The 21945-nt window shown below is 54.6% G+C and carries 19 protein-coding genes; 6 read left to right on the top strand and 13 right to left on the bottom strand.

Annotation, left to right across the window (positions count from 1 at the left end; translation table 11 throughout):
- Positions 1-28 precede the first annotated feature (28 nt).
- The 5 genes from KHW85_RS05040 to KHW85_RS05020 all read right to left on the bottom strand — a co-directional run bounded on the left by KHW85_RS05040 (position 29) and on the right by KHW85_RS05020 (position 5857).
- Entirely contained in the window at positions 29-1699 is a 1671-nt protein-coding gene (locus KHW85_RS05040) for a hypothetical protein (RefSeq protein ID WP_291459054.1), read from the bottom strand.
- A gap of 3 nt (positions 1700-1702) precedes the next feature.
- Positions 1703-2698: a UDP-glucose 4-epimerase GalE gene (galE, locus tag KHW85_RS05035; protein WP_291459053.1), complete on the bottom strand. Its 996-nt coding sequence runs from the start codon at positions 2696-2698 to the stop codon at positions 1703-1705.
- 19 nt (positions 2699-2717) lie between these two features.
- Positions 2718-4043, bottom strand: a complete 1326-nt coding sequence (locus tag KHW85_RS05030; protein WP_291459052.1) for a HAMP domain-containing sensor histidine kinase — start codon at positions 4041-4043, stop codon at positions 2718-2720.
- A 17-nt stretch (positions 4044-4060) separates the two neighbouring features.
- Entirely contained in the window at positions 4061-4741 is a 681-nt protein-coding gene (locus KHW85_RS05025) for a response regulator transcription factor (RefSeq protein ID WP_291457571.1), read from the bottom strand.
- 93 nt (positions 4742-4834) lie between these two features.
- The gene (locus tag KHW85_RS05020) at positions 4835-5857 is read right to left on the bottom strand and encodes an adenylate/guanylate cyclase domain-containing protein (RefSeq protein ID WP_291459072.1); all 1023 of its coding nucleotides are present in this window, start codon (positions 5855-5857) and stop codon (positions 4835-4837) included.
- A gap of 77 nt (positions 5858-5934) precedes the next feature.
- On the opposite strand from KHW85_RS05020, the gene KHW85_RS05015 reads away from it, so the two are divergent.
- Entirely contained in the window at positions 5935-6615 is a 681-nt protein-coding gene (locus tag KHW85_RS05015; protein ID WP_291459051.1) for a nucleoside triphosphate pyrophosphatase, read from the top strand.
- A gap of 12 nt (positions 6616-6627) precedes the next feature.
- Here KHW85_RS05015 and dapC read toward each other — a convergent pair whose 3' ends face one another.
- On the bottom strand, positions 6628-7770 hold the full coding sequence (gene dapC / locus KHW85_RS05010) for a succinyldiaminopimelate transaminase (protein WP_291459050.1): 1143 nt from the start codon (positions 7768-7770) through the stop codon (positions 6628-6630).
- Between the two features lie 8 nt (positions 7771-7778).
- Positions 7779-8111 carry a ferredoxin gene (fdxA, locus tag KHW85_RS05005; protein WP_009409155.1) on the bottom strand — a complete coding sequence of 111 codons (333 nt, stop codon included), beginning with the start codon at positions 8109-8111 and terminating at the stop codon, positions 7779-7781.
- 52 nt (positions 8112-8163) lie between these two features.
- Here fdxA and KHW85_RS05000 point away from each other — a divergent pair, with 52 nt between their 5' ends.
- Positions 8164-8478: a 2-hydroxymuconic semialdehyde dehydrogenase gene (locus KHW85_RS05000; protein ID WP_291459049.1), complete on the top strand. Its 315-nt coding sequence runs from the start codon at positions 8164-8166 to the stop codon at positions 8476-8478.
- A gap of 45 nt (positions 8479-8523) precedes the next feature.
- Here the strand turns inward: KHW85_RS05000 and typA are convergent, their stop codons facing one another.
- Entirely contained in the window at positions 8524-10446 is a 1923-nt protein-coding gene (gene typA / locus KHW85_RS04995) for a translational GTPase TypA (RefSeq protein WP_291459048.1), read from the bottom strand.
- A gap of 112 nt (positions 10447-10558) precedes the next feature.
- Here typA and KHW85_RS04990 point away from each other — a divergent pair, with 112 nt between their 5' ends.
- Positions 10559-11398, top strand: a complete 840-nt coding sequence (locus KHW85_RS04990) for a D-hexose-6-phosphate mutarotase (RefSeq protein WP_291459047.1) — start codon at positions 10559-10561, stop codon at positions 11396-11398.
- Between the two features lie 73 nt (positions 11399-11471).
- Here the strand turns inward: KHW85_RS04990 and KHW85_RS04985 are convergent, their stop codons facing one another.
- Together KHW85_RS04985 and KHW85_RS04980 are read right to left on the bottom strand one after the other, a co-directional pair.
- Positions 11472-12734, bottom strand: coding sequence for an alpha/beta hydrolase-fold protein (locus KHW85_RS04985; protein ID WP_291459046.1), 1263 nt, complete (start codon positions 12732-12734; stop codon positions 11472-11474).
- Positions 12727-15291, bottom strand: a complete 2565-nt coding sequence (locus KHW85_RS04980; RefSeq protein WP_291459045.1) for a DUF2156 domain-containing protein — start codon at positions 15289-15291, stop codon at positions 12727-12729. Before KHW85_RS04980 ends, KHW85_RS04985 begins: the two co-directional genes overlap by 8 nt.
- 191 nt (positions 15292-15482) lie before the next feature.
- On the opposite strand from KHW85_RS04980, the gene KHW85_RS04975 reads away from it, so the two are divergent.
- Positions 15483-16064, top strand: a complete 582-nt coding sequence (locus KHW85_RS04975) for a 1-acyl-sn-glycerol-3-phosphate acyltransferase (RefSeq protein ID WP_291459044.1) — start codon at positions 15483-15485, stop codon at positions 16062-16064.
- A gap of 33 nt (positions 16065-16097) precedes the next feature.
- Here the strand turns inward: KHW85_RS04975 and holA are convergent, their stop codons facing one another.
- The 3 genes from holA to KHW85_RS04960 form a co-directional block, all read right to left on the bottom strand.
- Positions 16098-17069, bottom strand: a complete 972-nt coding sequence (gene holA, locus KHW85_RS04970) for a DNA polymerase III subunit delta (protein ID WP_291459043.1) — start codon at positions 17067-17069, stop codon at positions 16098-16100.
- 72 nt (positions 17070-17141) lie between these two features.
- Positions 17142-18188: a ComEC/Rec2 family competence protein gene (locus KHW85_RS04965; RefSeq protein ID WP_291459042.1), complete on the bottom strand. Its 1047-nt coding sequence runs from the start codon at positions 18186-18188 to the stop codon at positions 17142-17144.
- Positions 18189-18634: 446 nt separating this feature from the next.
- Positions 18635-19426, bottom strand: coding sequence for a ComEA family DNA-binding protein (locus tag KHW85_RS04960; protein ID WP_291459041.1), 792 nt, complete (start codon positions 19424-19426; stop codon positions 18635-18637).
- A 183-nt stretch (positions 19427-19609) separates the two neighbouring features.
- Between KHW85_RS04960 and proC the strand changes: the two genes are divergently transcribed.
- Positions 19610-20416 (top strand): pyrroline-5-carboxylate reductase, encoded by an 807-nt coding sequence (proC, locus tag KHW85_RS04955; protein ID WP_291459040.1) that lies wholly within the window; start codon positions 19610-19612, stop codon positions 20414-20416.
- 167 nt (positions 20417-20583) lie between these two features.
- Positions 20584-21945: a Na+/H+ antiporter NhaC family protein gene (locus tag KHW85_RS04950; protein WP_291459039.1), complete on the top strand. Its 1362-nt coding sequence runs from the start codon at positions 20584-20586 to the stop codon at positions 21943-21945.

The raw sequence follows: 21945 nt of genomic DNA, 5'->3' as shown, positions 1-21945 counted from the left end.
GTTTTTGGTGGTTGTCGAGTCGTCGATTTTAGGCCTGAGCCAGTCGGATTTCAGACATCATCCTTGAGGGACGGAGCTTAAAGAGCTCCCGGACATCCGAATACGGGAAGGATGCAAGGAACGCAATCGCCGTCCACAAGACATTCATCCAAAGAGTATCTTCACCGAACCATCCTGAATCATGTGCGGTCAGGAAGAAAGCCAAAATGGTAACAGCGATACAGCGAAGCAGTCCGCTGAAGACACGTTTACGCCACTCCACCGGATCGATTTCGAACTCTCGAATGAAGAGCGCTAGAGAGCGCCATGCGTTACGCGAGGCTCGTTTCACTCTGATTTCCTCAGCCGGGTGTGCATCTGTGAGGGCACTGAGTTCAAGCTGAGCAGCACGAGCGCGTGCGGTCATCGGGTGTGTCAACACTCGCTGGTACTGTTCGGGAGAAAGGGTTCCCATTGCCTCGGTAATTTCCCCGTTGACGTTGAGCCCGCGCGCGTTTCCCCCAATTCCCTCACGGCCAGAGCCAGTTTTTGACGAAACTCGCAGCCCTATGCGGGCAAGTGTCAGTCGAGTGTTTTCTTGCACGCGGGCACGCCAATATTGCTTTCTACTCTGCGGTGGGATACACATCCCCCACTGACGCTGTGCCCGGACTTCCGGATCTTCAGTGCCATCATCGTCAGCAATCATCGTAAAACTCATGCGCGAAGTTGCCGTATCGAGGAGCGCAAGACGCTGATGCATAGCCGCATCCTCGTAAAGAAGTGAAAACCAGCGCAATGTACAACGCGCCTGAGGTGCTGTGAGCACATCACGATAAAGTTCCCTCTCTGAGGCGTCTAGATCCGCTGGTGGTGCTTCTTGCATCCAGTGGGACAGAAGAGAGACAACATCACCGCGACGAGCTGGGCGCGTCACTTCCCCACCGTCATTGGCAATCCACTTCGGTAGCCAGGTCCGCAGGGTGCGAGCGATTGCGATTGCTTGAGTATCCTCAAGATCTTCGAGGCGACCATGGCTCTCCCAGAAATCAGCATCTTCAACGCTCGGAGTACGCGGCCACGTCATGAGGTGAACTCGCATGTCTTCCATCGCGCGCACCCATTGATCGCGTCCCGTTTCAATAAGCCGTGCCGGATCTTGTCGAGAACGCGGTACCCAGCAGTACGCTGGGTATGACTGCCTCTCTTCGGTTTGCGTTTCGCTCAGCCCTTTGAGCAACAGGGCAAGCCGGGTATGTCCCTCAGTCATCGAATGAACTGAAGGCATCTCACTTTCAAAGACAGCGCGTGCAGCAGAAACGAAGCCTTCGCGCTCAACCTGACGGCGTTGAAGATCCGCCCACTCGGTACGTTCTTCGAGGCTCCCAGGGCGCGCAAACCCGGCGGGAGTACCCTCGGGAGGCTGACAGCCCACAAGCAAAGGGAGATCTTGGTACGAGGGCAAGCCCAAGGCCTCGGCAAGCCCATCGGGACCAAGAGCGAGGAAACAGACCCCATCGAGAAGCTGATTACGGTCGATATAGACATAATCCGCACTCAGCAAGGCCATTCGCAGCATCATGACGAAACTGTGCAGCGCGGCCTGCGGGCCAAGACGACGCCACGCCATAGCCTGCTCAAGAGAATCTAAATCACTGATGGATACAGTCGACGAATTCCACGGTTGAGCAGGCAAGGCGTTCGGTTCAGCGTCTGTCATAGATCAGGAGTGAGAAGGAACCTCAATTGCGCGAGGCCCGGATTGCCAAGCATCCCATGCAGACTGCAGAATCTCGGTGACACCGTAATTAGCCTTCCACCCCAGATCCACAGCAATCGACTGGGGATCACCAATGAGCATGGGCGGGTCCCCTGCACGGCGATCAAGTTCGTCGACCGGGAAATCCCAGCCGGAAACCGCGCGAAGACCATCGATGATCTCACGCACCGAAGTGCCCAGACCGGTACCCACATTGAATTGACGATGCGCAGGAACCCCGCGAGTCAGGGCATCCAGAGCAAAGATGTGAGCGTCGGCCAAGTCTTTGACGTGAATGTAGTCGCGGATGCAAGTTCCATCGTCGGTTGGGTAGTCCGTTCCGAAGATCTTCGGGTGCTCACCGCGAGCCAAACGGTCAAGGACCATGGGAACCAAGTTCAGGCATGCGGGATCGGCGAGATCATTCCATCCGGCACCGGCAACGTTGAAGTAGCGCAGTCCAATCCAGTTCAGACCCCATGCGCGTTCAGCATCGGCCATCATCCATTCGCCGATCAGCTTGGTCTCACCGTAAGGGTTGATGGGTTTCTTCTCAATATCCTCGGGGATTACGGGAACCGGCGGCATCCCGTAAACGGCAGCCGAGGAGGAGAAGATCATGTTCTTCACGCCGGCTTCTTCCATTGCCAGCAGAACATTCGCCAAACCACCGATATTTTGACGGTAGTACCAAGCAGGACGTTCAACAGATTCGCCGACCTGCTTCTGAGCAGCAAAATGAATAACGCCAGTAACGTCTTCGTCGATCATTGCCTGGGTCAAGATGGGCAGGGCCTCGTCGCGTGCAACATCCACTTCAATGAGTGTCGCATCGCCGATTCGATTGGCTGCGCCGGTGGTCAGGTTATCAACAACAACAACCTTTTCGCCGCGTTCCAGCAGAAGACGGACAACATGTGCGCCGATGTAGCCGGCGCCTCCCGTAACAAGAATGCTCATGGAATTCAGTGTACGGCAATTAAAAGCGTCGTGAGCGCCGCCCCATCGAAACCAACGCCCCCTCTGGCATCACGCGCCCTGGGTCATAGCTAGCGGGAATCGCTGCCAAAGAGAGAGTGAAAACTGGCGGCACCGCCTGAGTAAGCTCAATACGGCCACCCATCGTTTCAATAAGGTCCTTCGCCAATGCCAAACCAATTCCGCTGGAACCGTGACCCGACACCCCATTTTCAAAAATATTGGGAGCCAATTCAGCATCGACACCTTCGCCTTCATCGGAGACCTCGATAATGACGCCTCGACTGTTAGCGCTATTGCGCGCGTGTACCCAGGTCGTACCAGCTCCATAGCGCAAGGAATTCTCGATCAAAGTCGCAAGCACCTGTGCAATCTTGGCCTCATCCGCAAGAATCGGCATATCTGCCTCATCCGTAAAGCGTAAGACGCGACCAGCTTTTTCAAAGGCTTCTTCCCATTCTTCACGCTGGGTGTTGAAGACTTCCAGAACGTCGATAGCTTCAGTTGCAGATGCCTGTCGCTTATTTGTATCCAGCAGCTCGGTGACGACCGTCATCAACCGTTCAATCTGTTCGAGGCACGAACGTGCTTCTTCCTGTACTTCTTCTTCGGTTGAAATCATTTCGATTTCTTCCAGGCGCATGGAAAGCGCGGTTAGAGGAGTGCGAAGCTGATGTGAGGCATCGGCGGCCAGCTGTCGTTCGGCAGCCAAACGACGTGCCATCTTCTCGCCCGTTCGCTGAAGTTCTTCTTGAACAAGGTCGATTTCTTCGATCCCTGAAGGCTTGACACGCGCTCGGACTTGTCCGGAACCAATTTGTTCCGCTTGAGCCGAAAGATAGATTAGAGGTGCCGATAGACGCCGCGAAAAACGCGCTGCAAGGGCCCAGCCAACAGCCAGAGAAACAAGGATTCCTAAAAGGAAAATCACTGAAACACGAACGATGCTTCGAATCGCATTACGTGCTGAAATCATTACCGTCACTTTGACGCCATCCGGTGATGAGGCGCTTCGAGTGATAGTGATTCCACGAAGCGGCTCCCCCAAAGTGATGGGCTGCGGGTTCTGGGGAATCATAATTTCGACGTAGGCAGGCTCCCCGTTGGCCACAAGGGTCTGCGCCCACATGCGCACATAGCCTTCGGAAAGGGTGGACGTGCGTAGGCGGCGATCAAGATTGGTTTGAACTGTCTGCGCGCGGGTGTCCAACGAAGCCGTTTGCGTATTCCAAACAATCAAGGAAGATGCCACAGCCGCAGGGATACCGAAAATCAGTGCAACAACCGCAACCGCGGTCAAAATCATTCGCGCAGCACGTCTACGCATGACAGACCTTCAAAGATTTAGGCAGTTGGCTTTTCGAAACGGAAACCCATTCCGCGAACAGTGGTGATATAGCGCGGAGACGCTGCATCATCACCAAGCTTGCGGCGAAGCCAGGACACATGCATATCCAGTGTCTTTGTCGAACCGCTCAGGCCATTTCCCCAAACTTCACGCATCAGGGTGTCGCGCGGAACCACATTTCCAGCCTCGCGAACCAGAACGCGCAGGAGTTCAAACTCCTTTGCTGTCAGTGAGAGCTCTTTTCCTGCAACGTAAGCACGGTGTGCGGCTACATCGATGCGGACGTCCTGAACGACAAGATCGCCGTCTGCAACCTCGCCGCCACCACGGCGCAGCAGTGCACGAACGCGGGCGAGGAGCTCTGCCAAGCGGAAAGGCTTGGTAACGTAATCATCTGCACCAGCGTCAAGGCCAACAACCATGTCGACTTCATCGGCACGTGCAGTAAGGATAAGAATCGGTACGGACGAGCCAGAGGAACGAATTTCCCTTGCGACATCCAGACCGTCCATATCGGGAAGACCAAGGTCAAGAACAACCAGGTCAACACCATCAAGATCTTCGAGTGCACTCCGGCCGTGGTCATGTGCGCGCACATCGTAGGTTTCGCGTGCGAGGGCGCGGGTGAGTGGGCCAGCGATAGCCGGATCATCTTCAACGAGAAGCACTGTAGTCACGGAAACAGCATACCGGATTTCAGGGATTTCTTGTACATTTCTTGACCTAAATGGGATGAAATCACAAGATCAGGTAAAAAAGCAGGCATCCTTTTAGCGACGATAGGTCAGAAGATAGGGTGAAATCGTTCCAAAACCGCGCAAAGTCGCGCTCGGGAATTCTTCTACGTCATACTCCATCCCCGCTTTACCCGCGGCAATCGCGGCAGCTGTGGTGGGGTCCATCAAAATTTTGCCCACTGGAGCGATATCTACCAGGCGCGAGGCCAAATTAACCGTCGGACCAAACACATCACCTGAACGAGAAAAGACATCACCACGCACAAAGGACGCACGAACAGGAAGCATTTGATCATCAGCGCCCAGTTGCTCAATAAGTGAAACCGCTACTCGAAGGCCAGTTTCAAGATCGTCGGCAATATACATGACCGCATCACCGATCATCTTCACTACGCGGCCACCGGCATCAGTCACAGCATCACGAGAAAGTTGCTCAAAACGACCAATGAGATCAACCAAGCGCCCGCCCAAAATCGTTGATGATGAGGTGTATGAAACCATGTCAACGAAGCCCAAGGATCGATTAAGAGGGAATCGTGGTTGTAATCCCTCATGCCCACGCGTAGCGATCTCATGATCCATCCGTTTGAGCAGTGCATCCAATTGACGTCGCCACGAATGTCGAAGGAGCTCATCGAACATGTCAACACGCTCACGAATATGGTCGAGGACATACATTCGCGCTGCGGTGTCATCTAAGCCGTAGCGTCGCATCGTGTCTTCAACCAGCGCTTCAACCTGCCACAAGCCCAAACGGTCAGCTAGGTGAGAATTCGCGCGGAGAAGCGAACGCGCGGTTGCTTGATCGATAGCCCCCGAAGCAATAAATTTCGACCATTCAACGAAAAGCCGAGCATCGTTTTCCGTAAATACCTTTTCTTCGGCACGCGGGGACGGGAAACCCATTGCGACCCAGAATTCGCGAACATCCTCACTGCTGGTCTGCGCCATCTGAGCAAGATCATCCACAGTGAGGGTAGCCGGACCACCAAGGAGGGAAGAGCTATTGGTGTGTGCAGTCGAAAAATCGTGAGTCAATCCTGCTTCTTCCTTCACAACTTCACCCACACATGTGGCCTAACACACATTAGTGTAGTGAAGAAAAGCTGAGCCTGCACGGGAAAATTCATAGTATGCACCTTGTATTAGCCTCACAATCTCCTGCCCGCCGCCGTATCCTCCAGGAAGCCGGAATAACTCCCATCATCAAAGTTTCCCAAGTGGACGAAGATTCAATCTTGGATCGAATCCCCGGTGCCTCCCCCGCTGAGAAAGTATGTGCCCTTGCGGAGGCTAAAGGCAGGGCCGTAGCTTCGGCGATGTGCGCGGGAGAGTTTTCGTCGCACGAGGCCGCCCTCCCCGAAGATGAGTGCGTACTAGTTGCCTGTGATTCCATGCTCGAGGCCGATGGGGAGTTACTGGGTAAGCCTCACGATCCCCAAGTTGCCCTTGCCCGAGTAAAGGCACTTTCCAAGGCACACACAACCTTGTGGAGCGGCCACTACCTCGCACATATGCGCTGCGATAAGGACGGATGGCAGGTTCTGCGCGAAGACGCGCGTCCGTCCTCAACCGAAATTTACTTTGGCTCGATCAACGATGAAGAAGCCCAAGCATACGTCGCAAGCGGCGAACCCTTAGAAGTTGCCGGTTCTTTCACCATCGATGGATTGGGTGGGGCTTTTATCGAAGCGATTGAAGGCGACCACCACAATGTCATTGGGATCTCGCTTCCCTTAATCCGCACCATGATGGCCGATATGGGATTGCAGTGGGTCAATCTTTGGGATCGAAAAGGACCTGATGCCCACTAAGCCCCTCAAGCCTCACGCTCGGATTGGCTGGGCGATCAAACGGCTCGCGGCCTCGACGACGCGTTCGTCGGTTGCAGTCAAGGCTACGCGCACAAAGCCCGCCCCGGCCTCGCCATAAAAATCTCCCGGAGCAACGACAATCCCTCGGCGCGCGAAGGCATCAACTAGCTGCCAGGAACCAAAGTCACCACGAGGATCCCTCACCCACAGGTAAAGGCCCGCAGCCGAATCCTTGTCACGCTCAAGACCAGTGCGTTCAATAGCATCGATCAAGATTTCACGTCGGCGCGCATACACTTGACGCTGCACCTCAACGTGTTCGGCATCCCCCAACGCAACGCGCATTGCAGCTTGAACTGGAGCAGGAACCATCATCCCCGAGTGTTTGCGCACTTCAATAACAGGAGCTAGAAGCTTTGGATCCCCATACATCAAAGCCGCACGGTAACCAGCTAAATTCGACTGCTTAGACAGCGAATACAGCACGATCAGCGAACGAGGATCTCCATCGCAGACTCGTTCATCGAGCAGTGAGGGCACGCCCTCGCGAAGGAAAGGCTCCTCCCATGCCAAAGCCGAGTAGCACTCATCAGAAATCACGACTGCGTCATGAGCACGAGCCCACTGGACGACCGCACGGAGTTCCTCAACCGTGAGGACATGGCCATCGGGGTTGCCCGGCGAGTTCAGCCATACAAGTTGAGCATCGGGCCACGACGAAGGATCTGTCGGGTCGACTGGAAGCGGAGTAGCTCCCGCTAAACGCGCACTGATGTCGTAGGTCGGATACGAGGCCTGCGGAAACAGAACCGTATCTCCGGAACGCACACCCAGAAGGAAGGGAAGCCATGCAACAGCTTCCTTGGAGCCGATAGACGGCACAACACCCTGCAATCCAACGTCCACCATGTTCCGCCGCTTTCCCCAGGCAAGAATTGCGTGACGAAGCTCAGGAGTACCAATCACGGTCGGATATCCCGGCGCATCCGTATGCTTTCGAAGCGCATCCTGAATGAGCTCGGGAGTGGGATCAACCGGAGTTCCAATCGACAGATCGCACACTCCGCGGGGATGCTCAGCTGCCCGTTTACGGTAAGGGGTGAGCTGATCCCAAGGGAATGAGGGCAGATCGAGTGGGCGCGGAAAGACGCTCATGTGTTTCCTTACTTATCCCAATCTTCATTCTGCGGAGGAAGCTCGCTGATCCACGGAACATCGAAGGGCTGAGGACCGGTCTTCTGAGCACCACCCGGGCTGCCCAGATCAACAAAGAAATCGGCGTTGGCCTGCAGGTAATCGGACCATTCGCTGGGGAGGTCATCCTCGTAAAAGATTGCTTCGGTCGGGCACACCGGTTCGCACGCACCGCAGTCCACGCACTCATCGGGGTGGATGTACAGGGTACGCTCGCCCTCGTAAATGCAGTCGACGGGGCACTCATCAACGCAGGCCCGGTCCTTCACATCAACACAGGGCTGGGCAATGACATAGGTCATTAATTCCTCCTTGGACTGGGTTGGACAACCACTTCATTCTATTATCGCCAACATGAAGAACCACGCGAACGAGCAACCTTCTTCCCCCGAAAATAGCGAGAAGATAGATCCTGCGGAGCATGTCCAAGCAGAAGCTTTTACGCGACAAGAAACGCGCGCAATTCCCAATCTTCCGTGGATGCAATTGGGAGTGGGCTCTCGCGTGGTCGTCCGCTATCGCCTAGACGATGGTCTACACGATGCACTGGGAACTCTCATCGAAGCTGCCCCAACCCACGTGATCATCGAGACCCGGCGCGGCCAAGTTCGCGTCGATGCGCGAACCATGGTCACCGGGAAGCGCGTCCCTCCCCCACCGCAGATCTAATCTGAACTTCAGTTGGCTTTGAAGGCCCATTAGGGCCAAGGGGACTTAGTCCTTGTTCTGACGACGCTCGCGAGCGGCAATCTTGAAGCGCTCCTGGGCGTCCAAGACAACCTTACGCACGCGAACGGCCTCGGGAGTCACTTCAACGCACTCATCGTTAGCCGCAAACTCCAGGGACTCTTCCAAGGTAAGTTTGCGAGAAGGCGTCAAGGACTCGTAGACATCAGCGGTCGCACTACGGGTATTGGTTTGCTTCTTTTCACGGCAGATATTGACATCCATATCCTCGCCGCGAGGATTCTCACCAACAACCTGGCCTTCATAGACCTCCGAACCCGGCTCGACAATGAAAGAGCCGCGCTCTTGAAGGTTCGTCATCGCGTAGGGAGTCGCCTGGCCTGCGCGGTCCGCAACAAGAGAGCCGGTCAAGCGCTGCTCAATTGCACCCTGCCACGGAGCATAGCCTTCGGCGATGGACGAAGCGATACCGGTACCACGGGTCTCGGTGAGGAAGCGCGTGCGGAAGCCAATCAGGCCTCGAGCGGGAACGACAAATTCCAAGCGAATCCAACCCGAACCATGGTTGGCCATGGTCTCCATGCGCCCCTTACGCTGAGCCATCAGCTGGGTGACCGAGCCGAGGTATTCCTCGGGGATATCAATGGTCATACGTTCCATGGGCTCACTGCGTACACCGTCAATGGTCTTGGTGACAACCTGCGGCTTACCAACGGTAAGTTCGAAGCCTTCACGACGCATCTGCTCAACAAGAATTGCCAGAGCGAGTTCACCACGTCCCTGAACTTCCCACGCGTCGGGACGTTCGGTGGGCAGGACTCGAATGGAAACGTTACCGATGAGCTCGCGATCCAAGCGATCCTTCACCTGACGTGCGGTCACCTTTGCACCCTTGACTCGTCCAGCCATGGGAGAAGTGTTAATACCGATCGTCATCGAGATCGCGGGATCATCAACGGTGATCAACGGCAGGGGCCGAGGATCGTCGAGGTCAACCAGAGACTCGCCGATAGTGATGTCTTCGATACCCGCTACCGCAACGATATCGCCGGGTTCAGCGGTTTCGGCAGGAAGGCGCTCCAGGCCTTCGGTGCGAAGAAGCTCGGTGATTCGAACAGGCTTGATCGTTCCGTCGTGGCGAGCCAGACCAACGGTTTCACCCTTACGCAAAGTACCGTTGTGGATACGCAGCAGAGCGAGGCGGCCAAGGAAGGGCGAAGCATCAAGGTTCGTCACGTGTGCCTGTAGGGGTGCGCCTTCCTCATATTCAGGGCCGGGAATACGCTGAAGGATCGTCTCAAAGAGAGGCTCGAGATCCTCGGTGGGGATATTGCCGTCGCCGGGGTTGGTCAGCGAGGATTTCCCTGCCTTTGCCGAGGCGTAGACAACGGGGACATCCAGCAGCGAGTCGACATCGGCATCAACGCCTTCACCCATAAGGTCCTCAGCCAATGCAAGAAGCAGGTCCTGGGTTTCTGAGACAACCTCGTCGATACGCGCATCGGGACGGTCAACCTTATTGACAACGATCACGACGGGAAGCTGGGCTTGAAGGGCCTTGCGAAGAACGAAACGGGTCTGCGGGAGAGGTCCTTCAGAGGAATCCACAAGCAGAACGACGCCGTCAACCATAGATAGGCCTCGTTCAACTTCACCACCAAAGTCTGCGTGTCCGGGGGTGTCGATGACGTTAATGACCACGCCACCTTCGAGCCCGAGCTTTTGAGCGGCGGGACCGCGATAGTGGACCGCAGTGTTCTTGGCGAGAATCGTAATGCCCTTTTCGCGTTCAAGATCGCCCGAATCCATCACGCGTTCACCGGTCTTCTCAACCGTATCGCGCTCATTGAAAGCACCCGACTGCCACAACATCGCATCAACCAAGGTGGTCTTGCCGTGGTCAACGTGTGCAACAATCGCGACATTTCGTAGATCTTCGCGGATGGTCATAAAGCTCCCTATACATTCTCGACGCGTATCACAGCTAGCTTATCGCCGTTTTTGAGGAAGTCCCTTGTTCGGAGGGCTATGTGTGAGGCGTTACTCGCGCTATCCTTGTCCAATGACAAACCGACGCGTCTATCGCGCCAGCAATGACTGCTGTGATGCGAGCTTTTCAGATTCAGGTGCCCAGGTCCTTACATGGCAACCTTCTGGCACCGAGCCTGTCCTCTGGCTCTCCGAACGTTCCCTGCCCTGGGCATCGACGCCCGCACGGGGAGGAATTCCGATTTGTGCACCGTGGTTTGGTGTTGCAACAGCTTCCTTGGCTGCCCCCGGATCCGAAGCACAAAACCACGGATTCTTAAGAAATGCAACGTGGGAACTGATTGAGCGTAGCGATTCCCATGCAGTTCTTGAATTCGTTTACAAACCATCCACAAACACTGAGATGGCAAAATTCCCCCATCGTTTCACTTCGAAACTTGAGGTCACTTTCGGGGCGGAACTTCACCTGGTGCTTTCGATGAAGAACACCGATGACGAACCCTTCTACGTCGATGAGGCCTTGCACTCCTATTTCAATGTTTCCGATGTACGTGAGATTTGCATTCACGGCCTCGAAGGAGCAAAGGAACTGGATACTGTCCGCGACGCACAAGGTATTCACGAAGGTCCGCTGACCTTCACTGACGGTCGTGTCGATTCGATCTTCGACACACGCACTGCAGCAATCATTGAAGATCCTGGTTTCAAACGACGGATCATCATTGAAAAAGAACACTCTGCATCGACAATCGTCTGGAATCCTGCCGAATCCGAAGCGGCGGACATGCACCACGAGGACTGGAAACACTTCGTCTGTGTCGAAGTAGGCAATGTCCGTCGCAATGCGCTGCTCCTTCGACCGAGACAATCTCACTGGATGTCTTTGACCATCAAGGTGGAAGAACTCGCGTAGGCGAGATCCTCACAAATGGGCCCCGTTGCTCCCCTGAGCTAGGCGAAGAATCTCTTTTTGATTGCCGTGGTTCCTACAGCCCGAAACGCTGTGCGAGCCACGGCAATCCGTCTTCGAAAGCCGCGCTCCACACCTTCCAGGAGTGCCCACCCGGATAGGTTCGCGTCTCAATACTCATCCCCGATTTCTCCGCGGCGTGATCAACCTCGATGAGACCTTCTTTAAAGGCGGTATCAGACTCTCCCCACGAGATGATGCCCGCGCTTTCCTCATAGCGATTATGACTCATCAGATGCACGGGATCATTCGCTTCATAGAGCTCTCGAGAGCCGTCAAACCCGTCCGAAATTGTTCGCTCTTCATTACCGAGTTGCGGATGCGCTTCACCTGACATGTCAAGGAAGCTGCGGTACAAATCGGGAGCACGGGTCACCACTTGAAGCGCGCAGGTTCCTCCCGATGAAAGACCAGCAATGGCCCATTGTCCCGGATCAGAAGAGACGGGGAGATTAGCGCGCAGCCAGCTCGGGACGTCCTTTTGTACGTAGGTCGCAACTTTCCCATGCGAGGTGTCGGAGCACAGAGGATTTGCTGTTTGGCTGCCGTACACATCAACGACAGCAATGATTGGGGCCCGCCCATCATGTTGCGCTGTGAATTGATCCATCGTCTGGGGAAGTTTCCCCAAAACAAGCCAATCTTGTGGTGTACCGGGCTGGCCAGACATCAGCACAATAACCGGGAGCTGTGCACTGGGATCTTTGAAATATGACGGTGGAAGATAAACAATGGCTTGCCGAGGGGTAAAAGAGGTATCCGAGGCGGGAATGTCGACACGGACAAACGCCCCCTCTGCGCTGCGCGCCAGAGTGACAGCATCATCAGGTTTTTTTAGTTCATCCCAAGAAATTGTCTGGACTCCCCCACCAACGACTTCCGCCATCGTGGGATAGGCCTCGAAATGATAGTTAATCCCCAGAGCAGCTCCAATCGCCATGAGTATCCACGCGCACGCCCCGGCCAGAAAACGACGAATCCAGTGACGGCGACGAAAGAGAGCGACGAGAATCATCACCGTAGCAATAAGGGCTGGAGCCGCCCACAGCCAAGTCACACGCCCCAATCCCTCGGCAACCGGATGCCAGACCCTTTCGACAAGGTGATGGACAATGAAAAGGACGATGACACCACCACAAGCACTCACAAACCGCACCTTGAGGGAAAGCGGCTTCATGACGAAAAACCACACCCAAGCAACGGCTGCAAGGATCAAGGCTGCAGCGATCGGCAGAATCCATACGCGCAGAAGTGGAAATAGCTTGAGGAGACTAATCACGTGACACCAACTTTGCTGCGACTCCCACAGCACTGATTGCACTCATATTTGGCAAATAAGCATGCGCAATTGCCAGACCAACTGCAGGCGCATTCGCAATGTCGGGAATTGCAAGATAAAGGGGGACGAAACGAACCTGGAATTTCTTCTTGTAGGCCAGCAAGGAGCGGAAACCATAGACGGGTTCCATCACGCTTCCCATCACATCAAGAACGGGGGCAAAAGCGAAGCGCGAATCTGCCAATTCTGAGCTTTCTTCACACTGGCCCGATTCGGCTAGAGGAGCCCCCGACAAGGAAATGAACTGTAGCCCCTCATCTTGCGCCAGAAGAGCAGCTTGGCCAATGAGAAAATCAATGGCCAAACGGAAACCAGAGTCATCTCGACGCATCACATCGAGGGTCAGGCCGACCACTTCGCCACCTGAGTGAACGGGCATCCATGAGGTCACCGCGTGGATGCGATCTTCTTCATCAAGAGCCAACAGAAGGCGCGTATCCGAGTCATTAATTTCGCGCAGGCCGCCCAGTGTAAAGCCCATCTCAGGAAGAGTCTTCTCATCGGCCCATGCCTGGCAGATCGTATCAACCTGTTGCTTCAGCCCAGCGGGCAGACTCGGATAGGACGCCCATTCGGCTCGGATCCCCTCACGCTTAGCATGATTGAAAGCGGTGCGCACATCCTGGAACTTCTTACCCTTGAAGGCAAGATCACCCAGATCAATAATGGCTTCCTCAGCAACCTTGACGGTGGACCAGCCTAAACGATTCGCTTCTCGTGCCCACTCTTCATGGACCGAATAGAGCGCCGGGGTCAGTGCTGCATCGCTTGCAAAGCGAGCAAACTGCGAAATCACTGCTGGAATATCGTCATCAGTTGCGGCACATTGTGTCAGTGTCAGCGCCACGCCAGATTCTTGACGGTAGGACACTGCCGCGCGTTGATCAGGACTAATCCACGTCGAATTTCCCGGCCATGCGAGCATCCACCCCAAAGAGCCTGCGCCGTGCTGGCGCAGAAGAGCGATTAAGTCATCATGAGCATCATGTTGAAGCTCAACCGGCGCAAGGAAAACTTTAAGAAGGCAAACAGCGACGACAATCCACACCAGCGCGGGAATCCAGACTATCGAAATCGAGGAAAGCAAGGTTGTTGCATAGACCGGAGTATCAATCAGCCACTGTGCACCAGCAGGAGCGTATGAGACAACGTAGGCCTCAAAAAGGCTGAGTAAATCCGCTTCGGGAACAAACTGGTCGGGAATGAAAACCCCAATAACGAGCGCAATGAGCGTGCCAAACACAGCGCAGACAGCAATGACACATGCGCTGCGCACCCAGTAGCGTCGGGCAATGCGTACCCGGAACGCAGAGGAATTCCACGCGGTCAGCAGAAGCGTTACTAGGGGGAAAGCAACGCTGATCAGAAGCTTACTCATGGGAATGGGAGCGATAAAAAAGTCATCGTCGTCGAGGCCCTGCGCCTCATCCACCGAAAGCGCGAAAACCATGATCTGTGCGAGGCCAATAATCGCAAGCACGCTCTGAAGAACCAGCGTGCCCACCCAAGCGCCATGACGGCCTCGGAAAAGACCAAAAGCCAAAACCAACTGAACCACAAAAGGAATCGAAGCCAAGATCAAGGGAGCATAAAGCATCAAAGAATTGCCGTACATCTCTTCGACGCAGCTCATGGGAGCACCGCTTTGCTGGCACAGCGCCCACATATATTGCTGGATAGCAAGCTCAGGAGAAAAAGCAGCGCGATCAAAAGCCAGGAAACCATGAGCGCTGAAATTCCAGATTGAGCTTACGGCGCCCAAGGTAGTAGCAGTAATGACCAAGGGAATTACTCGACGTACGGGATCTCCAATTCCCAGCATTGAACGCCCTCGGTTCGACCAACCAATCGTGAAACCGCCAATGATCCACCCGCATAGGAAAGCGATGAAACGTGCCAGCGCCCCCGCAGTAGAAGAAAAAGCCAAGAGAGCGCTCAAGACGACAAGGGCGCCGATTCGAGTGCGCCACGCCCATAGGCGATCCATCTTCGCGCTCGCAGTTCCAAGCAGCGCAGTAAGGATCAGGCTTGCTCCTGTTAGTGGACCACTAAAGAGGGGGTATAGACCACTGCGAGAGATTCCCTTTACCAGAGCAACAAAGGCCCACATCCCAGCTAAGGACATGGGAAGGGAGATGACCGCAGAAAGAAGCCAAATTCGCGATCCGAGGAAACGTTCAAGAAGACCACCGATGATCACCATCATGAGGGCAGCATTGATCATCATGCCGATCGAAGGACTCCACACAACCGTCGTCACAATGGTGAGCGGACGAATTGCACCGCCCTGCGCGGCAAGAGATTGATTCCAGTGGCCGTGGCTCAAGTGGGCGGCAATCCCGACAAGCATGATGATCAGCGTCAGGATGATCGAACATGGAGCAGTCCGAAACCAGTTGAGGAGAACCGGGAAGCTTCGACTCCAAACACGCGAAAAGGCAGATGCCGGACGCGTCTGAAGAGTCTCGTCAGCCTTGGGTTCGCTTTCAGCGCTCATGAAACTCCTTCTGGCAGACAAACTTCGATTCTCTATTTTTGATCTTAGATCTTGCTGCCCTCAGCTCAACTCGAAGAAGGCGATTATCAGGGTTCAATCAGGGAGAATTTCAGGGGGATCACTCACATAGAGAGGTCCAACTCCGTCAATCCAACGTACACTAACTGCGGCAGAACAAGGAAAGGACGCACATGGGATTGCGTAAAGCACTGGCTCACACTGTCATGCATCTATCACGATGGACTTTCGCGCCTGAGTTCCCTCTTCCCGATCGCTGTTTGGTTATCGGTGCGCCTCACACGTCAAATTGGGACGGCTTCTACATGGTGATGGCAATGTGGGCCGTCGAGCGTCCAGTGTCTTTCCTGGTCAAGAAGAATCTCACCGACGTCCCTGTTATTGGAAGTTTCGTGAAAGCGATCGGCGGGATTCCCGTTGACCGCGAACATCCGGGGCACCTTGTTGAGCACATCATTTCCCTTGCTGAATCCAAAGATCATTTCGTTCTGGTTATTACCCCGAAGGGAACCCGTTCCGTTCGCCCCTATTGGAAGTCTGGTTTCTACCGAATTGCGATGGAAGCTGATCTTCCGATTGTTCCCGGTTTCATCGATGGCGCGAAGCGTCGCTACGGGTGGGGTGAGCCGATGCGGCTCACCGGCAACCGCCGTCATGACATGGACAAGATCCGCGATTTCTATAGTGGGCTAGTAGGGATTCGCCCAGAAAACACCTGCGTTCCTCGGCTACGCAACGAAGACCCTGAAGACTAAAATCCCCCGAATTTTTGCACTTCAATCAGTGCGTTAGCCGCGGTGAAGCCGACACAGGGTCATGACCAGTTTTTCAACTGCTCCCTGTGGGTCCTTCGATGCGCCTTTTGTGTCTTCATCGGCTTGCGCAATTGCAGTGATTGCCGAGGCCAAGGCGGGGTCGGGCCATGCGCGAAGTTCGCGTCGAGCTCGTTCTGCTTGCCAGGGCGACATCCCCAGGTTCTTTCTTCCCGAAGAAGCGGAAACTTTAGCCATTGCACGAAACTTCATTGCAATTGCGGCAACGAGCTGCGCCGGTGCGCTTCCGGTCGCATAGGCATGGCGAACCAAAGTCAGAGCCCGTGCGGCGCGGCCATCGACAATCGCATCCGCGACTTCAAAACTTGTTGCTTCAACACGTCCGGAGTAGTACTTCCGCACGGCATCAAGCGTAATTTTCCCTTCAACATCGCTGAGGAGCTGTGCCACCGCAGCCGCGAGCGCACTCAGATCATTACCCAGAGCATCCACTAAAGCTTGAGCTGCCTCAGTTTCTATGCTGCGATGGGCTTGTCGTACGTCGGAGCGAACAAAGTCGAGTTTGTCTCGATCATTCTTTAAAGGCTCTGCCGGAATCACGGGAAAGCCCGCTTTGGCAATCGCATCAAGCATTTTTTTTCCGCGGGCGTTGCCACCCGGATGGCGCATGAAAATCCAGACATCAGCTGCGGGTGCGGATACATATGCCTGAAGGTCAGCAGCTAAAGCATCCGTCATATTCTCCAAGTCAGGAATGATGATCATTCGGCTTTCACCAAAAAGCGAAGGTGAAGTCAAAACATCGAGTTGTCCTGCTTGATAGGTGCCTGCTGATAGATCTGTTCGTTCAAGAGCGGGATCAGCCTCATGTGCCTGACGACGTAACTCGCTTAATGCCCGATCTGCCAGTAAGCTTTCGCTTCCTTTGATGAGGACGAGGGGGGCGAGCGTTGGAGATACCGGTGCCGATTGTGTTTTGGCTGCCATAGCTCTCCTTTACTGATCGTCACCGTCATTTCTTAAGCAATGCCCTCTAAGTGTGGCATGTTCTGTTTGCCTCTACGAGGAGAAGCGCCGAATTTTCACCCTCACTACCCAGATCAGTAGGAGAAGGACGACCACAGTAATAAGACCAGACCACTCTCCCACCGCGATTCGCGCACCTGGGAGTGCAGACAATCTGGAGGCAACCATTGATATCCACGCAGTTCCCCAAGATGTCACCCATGCGCATACATAGCCAAGAGCGGGCCATATTTGAGCTGCAAGTGCTGAGATAAAACACCCTACAGTCACAGGAGTCACCAATGGTGCGATAAGTAGCTGAGCGGGTATTGCCCATGGACTGACCCACGAGTTCATCGACAGCATGATCGGAAGCGTAGCTAGTTGGGCTCCCAATGGGACACTGATGAGTTTGGCGCTCCATTCAATTCCCGACTGCACAGATTGTGGAATCGGAGCCACTTGAGTCACACCGGCCTCAATCCAACGTGCAGCAACACTTACTCCCCAGGTTGCGAGCACTGAGAGTGTAAAACCCAACGCACACGCATCGTAGGGCGATATCAGACAGGCAAGGATGATGACAGTGCTCAACGATGAGTAAATTCCCCCTTCCCTATTACTCCACATTCCAATAAAACCAATAAGGCTGACCGCAAAGGAACGCAGCACCGACGAAGCGGGGCCAACAAGTCCAACGAAAAGCAACAGAACTAAAACTTGGATAATGATCGCTATGCGACGTTTCTTTGTTGCAAGAAGACCAACCGTCATCATCAGAATCGACATATGAGTACCTGATACTGCTGTGAGGTGCGCAAATGACACAGTCTTCATATCATCACGCATTTGAGCACTGGCTTGATGGTCATCTCCCAGTGCCATTCCTGGTATCAGCGCACGTGCGTGCTCTGGCAATGTCACAACAATCTTTTCGAGGCTCCTCCTGACAACTTGAGAAATACGCGTCCAGCGATCGTTTGGAGGAAGGCGTTCCAACGATTTGATTCGAAGCGCACCCACATTCGGAATGCTGTGAGCCCAATTGAGATCGCAGGTCCCACTAGCAAGAACTCGATCTCCGCGTCGAAGTGTTGTCATAGATTCGCGCGTGGATACAAGGAGAAAGCTCAGCTGTTCTTTGCTTCCAAGAAAACGGGCACGAACGTAGTAGCTCGGTTTATTTCTCGTGTTTGTTGCTTTCTTTCCTTCACGTACTTCACTCAGCAAAACAAAGGAAGCATTGCGCAGTTCCTTTCCTTGCACACATAACTGTGCCGCCTCGTTTTCCCAGCTCGTTGCGCGACTTGAAGAGATCGCAATGCACGTACAGCACAGGCATATCGTGACAATGAGAAGAGGAGCGCATTCACTGACGCGTTCTTTTCCTAACCCCTGAAATCCTTGTGGGGATAGGAGCACAGGGAAGAGAAAAGCTGTGCATATTCCGGCGCCTAGAAGAAGTGGAGCTCTGTTCAGTGCACCCCAGGTACATAACCAGGATGAAATCGCTAAGGGAACTAAGCGAATGTCAATCGATGAGGCCCTCACGAGCAGGCACCAATTCGAATTTTCTCCAGTATCAAAGCTCCAATTCCTGGAACTGCTACTAGGTCGTCCACACGTGTGATCGGATGAGACTTCCTATAGGTGACGATACGTGCGGCCAGTGCCGGTCCAACTCCATCGAGTCTTTGTAGTGTTTGAGCATCTGCTTGAGTGACGTCAACGCAGGCGGAAGCTTGACCGGATGGAGCTTCACCCTGCGCTTTCGAGGAATTCAGAGAAGGAACCCTGATCTGTTCGCCATCAACAACCAACCGAGCGAGGTTAACGCTGTCACGGTCCGCGCCTTCAGTAAAGCCTCCAGCTTGATCGACAGCCTCCGAAACGCGAGAACCATGTTTCACACGGACAACGCCAGGAACGCGCACTTCTCCTGTCATATGAACCATAACCTGACCACTGATTCCTCTTCCTTCATCTCCGGACTGCTGAATTCCTGGACTTGAGGAAGAGAAAGATCCGGTGCTATCGGCATGCGCACTTGGGGATTCGACATCAGAAGCCGACAGATTGTCTTCTTCTGAGCGACTATTCCAGCTATGGACAACTCCTGCTATTAGGGCGAGAAACAGGCAGATCGCAATAAATACTCGAGCGGTACGCCATGGCCAGCTCCAGCGTAGGCCTCGACCCTGATTTTCTTCATCGCCCTGAGGGTCTTCTCGCGCGATGCTCCTATCTGCATCCTGATCGGCCTCAGCAGACTGAGAGGTAAAGACCAATCGTTCCAACTGCCTTCTACGGCTCAGATGAGACTGAAAGTGTGAATCCATGCTTTCAGTGTGTCCGTCTCCCAGCTCCGCTTCTGGGTTCATGAGCGCCTCTGTGGATGAATCCTTGATTCACATCTTTTGTGGATAGCTTTGCGATACAACGAGTGAAACCTTGTTGCCATCAATACGTAAAGTGTGTTTAAAATAACGACAAGATCTCCACCTTCTCACTCAAGGACTGTCATGCGTATCGGCTTCATCGGAACAGGTGCAATGGCCTCGGCTATTGCACGCGGTGCCGTGGCCGCTGGCTTCAGCGGCTCGGATCTGATGTTCGCCGATCGACACCGCCAAGCTGCAGAAGACTTGGCTGATGAGCTGGGAGGCATTGCACTCGCATCAAACCGTCAGGTCGCCGAGCAGAGCAATCTCTTGGTCCTCGCAGTGAAACCAAATATCCAGTCCGAAGTCATTCGCGAGATTCGCGAGAGTGTTCTTTTTGCCAAGCAACTCTGCGTCGTCTCTATTGCTGCGGGCCGTACGACCGATCAGATTATTTCTGATTTTGGGGCAGCCATTCCTCTGGTCCGCGTCATGCCCAATGTCAATGCACAGGTCGGCCAGTCAATGAGTGCCCTTTGCCCCGTGGGGACAACGGACGAACAACTCACCGCTGCTCGCAAGCTTCTGGATTCGGTCGGCGAAACGATCGTGTTGGATGAGAAGTACTTCCCTGTTTTTACAGCGATCGCTTCCTCCTCCCCGGCGTGGATCTTCCGCATGATCGATGCGATGGCCGAGGCCGGCGTAAACCACGGCCTCACCAAGGCCGATTCAACGCGCATCGTCACCCAAGCGTTCTTGGGAAGCGCGCAGCTCATGCTCAACGGCCTCGAGAATGGGCAAGTGCCCGCGAACCTTATCGATCGGGTTTCTTCTCCGGGCGGCACCACTATCGCTGGTCTCCTCGCCGCCCAAGAGGCTGGTCTGTCTTCTGCGATCGTCGCGGCGGTCGACGCTGCTGTTGAGCGCGACCATCATCTTGGCTGACGTCGTCACGAGACGCCGTCAGGATAATCCCACGCGCCCGCGAAGATTAGAAGATTAGTCGTAGCCTTTCATTCACGTTTACGCATCCCATTTTTTACTTCGCACCCGACTGAAGCTTTTGCTCCTTATCCACATCAGTTTTTCACACGCAACCTCTTGGAATACTCATGCTTTTGTTGAATGCAGTCGTTCTCTCGGTCATCGTCATGCTGGCTCTCAGCCTCGCCCGAGTGCACGTCGTGATCTCTCTCTTTGTGGCCTCTATTGTCGCCGGCCTTGTCGCTGGAATGGGAATCTCTGGCACAATGGTCGCTTTCCAGACCGGCCTCGCCGGAGGCGCAAAGATCGCACTTTCCTACGCATTGCTTGGTGCCTTCGCTATGGCCGTCGCCCACTCAGGTCTCCCGGCTTTGCTTGCGCGCACAATTGTGAACCACATGCGCAACGCGGATGCGGCGAGCTCCGCGCGAGTTGCTCGCGGCGTCAAATGGGGAATCGTCGGCGGCGTACTCGTCATGGGCGTGATGAGCCAGAACCTGATCCCCATTCACATCGCCTTCATTCCACTCCTTATCCCGCCGCTCATTGGCGTGATGAATGAACTCAAGATAGACCGCCGCTTGATTGCCTGTGCGATTACTTTCGGTATCGTCACCGCCTACATGTTCTTCCCCATCGGCTTCGGTCGTATCTTCTTGTACGACATTCTCTACAAGAACATCAACGCCGCTGGCATGGATGTGTCTTCCGTCAACCCCATGGCAGCAATGGCAATTCCCGCGGCTTCAATGGCAATAGGTTGTGCGATCGCGCTTCTCTTCTCCTACCGCAAGCCCCGCACTTATGAACAGTGTGACTCCTCCTTCGCATCGTCTGAGGAAAAGCCGATTGATATGAAGAAGGTCTGGGCAGCAGTAGCCGCCCTCGTCGTATGCTTCGTCATTCAGACCGTGCTCACGCGAATGGATTCTGAGGCCGATCCACTGCTCGTTGGCTCTTTGGTAGGGCTGTGCATGATGCTCTTCATGCGAGTCGTCCCTTGGCAGCAGGCCGACGATGTCTTCAGTGGCGGTATGAAGATGATGAGCCTCATCGGCTTAATCATGATCACCGCACAGGGCTACGCGTCAGTCCTCAACGAATCTGGCCAGATTAAGCCTTTGGTTGATGGAACCGCAGCGCTCTTCAACGGTTCAAAGGTCCTCGCAGCAATCATCATGCTCCTCGTCGGCCTCGTGATCACCATGGGTATCGGCTCCTCCTTCTCGACCCTGCCGATCATCTCCGCGATCTACGTCCCGCTGTGTCTCACGCTGGGCTTCTCCCCCATGGCAACGGTGGCGATCATCGGCACTGCTGGTGCTTTGGGCGATGCCGGCTCACCGGCCTCGGATTCGACGCTCGGCCCGACAGCGGGTCTCAACGTCGATGGCCAGCACGACCACATGCGAGACACGGTGATCCCAACCTTTATCCACTACAACATCCCGCTGCTCATTGGCGGATGGGTTGCTGCGATGGTCCTCTAA

Source organism: Actinomyces sp. oral taxon 181, assembly GCF_018370895.1.
Classification (GTDB): domain Bacteria; phylum Actinomycetota; class Actinomycetes; order Actinomycetales; family Actinomycetaceae; genus Pauljensenia.
Note: the sequence above shows the minus strand (reverse complement) of the source record. Positions and strands in the feature narration are given on the sequence as shown.

Excerpts from the sequence above, each read along its gene's own strand:
- holA (WP_291459043.1), bottom strand. The coding sequence starts at position 17,069 with ATGGCAGCCAAAACACAATCGGCACCGGTATCTCCAACGCTCGCCCCC.
- galE (WP_291459053.1), bottom strand. The coding sequence starts at position 2,698 with ATGAGCATTCTTGTTACGGGAGGCGCCGGCTACATCGGCGCACATGTT.
- KHW85_RS05000 (WP_291459049.1), top strand. The coding sequence starts at position 8,164 with ATGAAGAACCACGCGAACGAGCAACCTTCTTCCCCCGAAAATAGCGAG.
- fdxA (WP_009409155.1), bottom strand. The coding sequence starts at position 8,111 with ATGACCTATGTCATTGCCCAGCCCTGTGTTGATGTGAAGGACCGGGCC.
- KHW85_RS04960 (WP_291459041.1), bottom strand. The coding sequence starts at position 19,426 with ATGGATTCACACTTTCAGTCTCATCTGAGCCGTAGAAGGCAGTTGGAA.
- dapC (WP_291459050.1), bottom strand. The coding sequence starts at position 7,770 with ATGAGCGTCTTTCCGCGCCCACTCGATCTGCCCTCATTCCCTTGGGAT.
- typA (WP_291459048.1), bottom strand. The coding sequence starts at position 10,446 with ATGACCATCCGCGAAGATCTACGAAATGTCGCGATTGTTGCACACGTT.
- KHW85_RS05040 (WP_291459054.1), bottom strand. The coding sequence starts at position 1,699 with ATGACAGACGCTGAACCGAACGCCTTGCCTGCTCAACCGTGGAATTCG.
- KHW85_RS04950 (WP_291459039.1), top strand. The coding sequence starts at position 20,584 with ATGCTTTTGTTGAATGCAGTCGTTCTCTCGGTCATCGTCATGCTGGCT.
- KHW85_RS04965 (WP_291459042.1), bottom strand. The coding sequence starts at position 18,188 with ATGACAACACTTCGACGCGGAGATCGAGTTCTTGCTAGTGGGACCTGC.
- KHW85_RS04990 (WP_291459047.1), top strand. The coding sequence starts at position 10,559 with ATGACAAACCGACGCGTCTATCGCGCCAGCAATGACTGCTGTGATGCG.
- KHW85_RS04975 (WP_291459044.1), top strand. The coding sequence starts at position 15,483 with ATGGGATTGCGTAAAGCACTGGCTCACACTGTCATGCATCTATCACGA.
- KHW85_RS05030 (WP_291459052.1), bottom strand. The coding sequence starts at position 4,043 with ATGCGTAGACGTGCTGCGCGAATGATTTTGACCGCGGTTGCGGTTGTT.
- KHW85_RS05015 (WP_291459051.1), top strand. The coding sequence starts at position 5,935 with ATGCACCTTGTATTAGCCTCACAATCTCCTGCCCGCCGCCGTATCCTC.
- KHW85_RS04980 (WP_291459045.1), bottom strand. The coding sequence starts at position 15,291 with ATGAGCGCTGAAAGCGAACCCAAGGCTGACGAGACTCTTCAGACGCGT.
- proC (WP_291459040.1), top strand. The coding sequence starts at position 19,610 with ATGCGTATCGGCTTCATCGGAACAGGTGCAATGGCCTCGGCTATTGCA.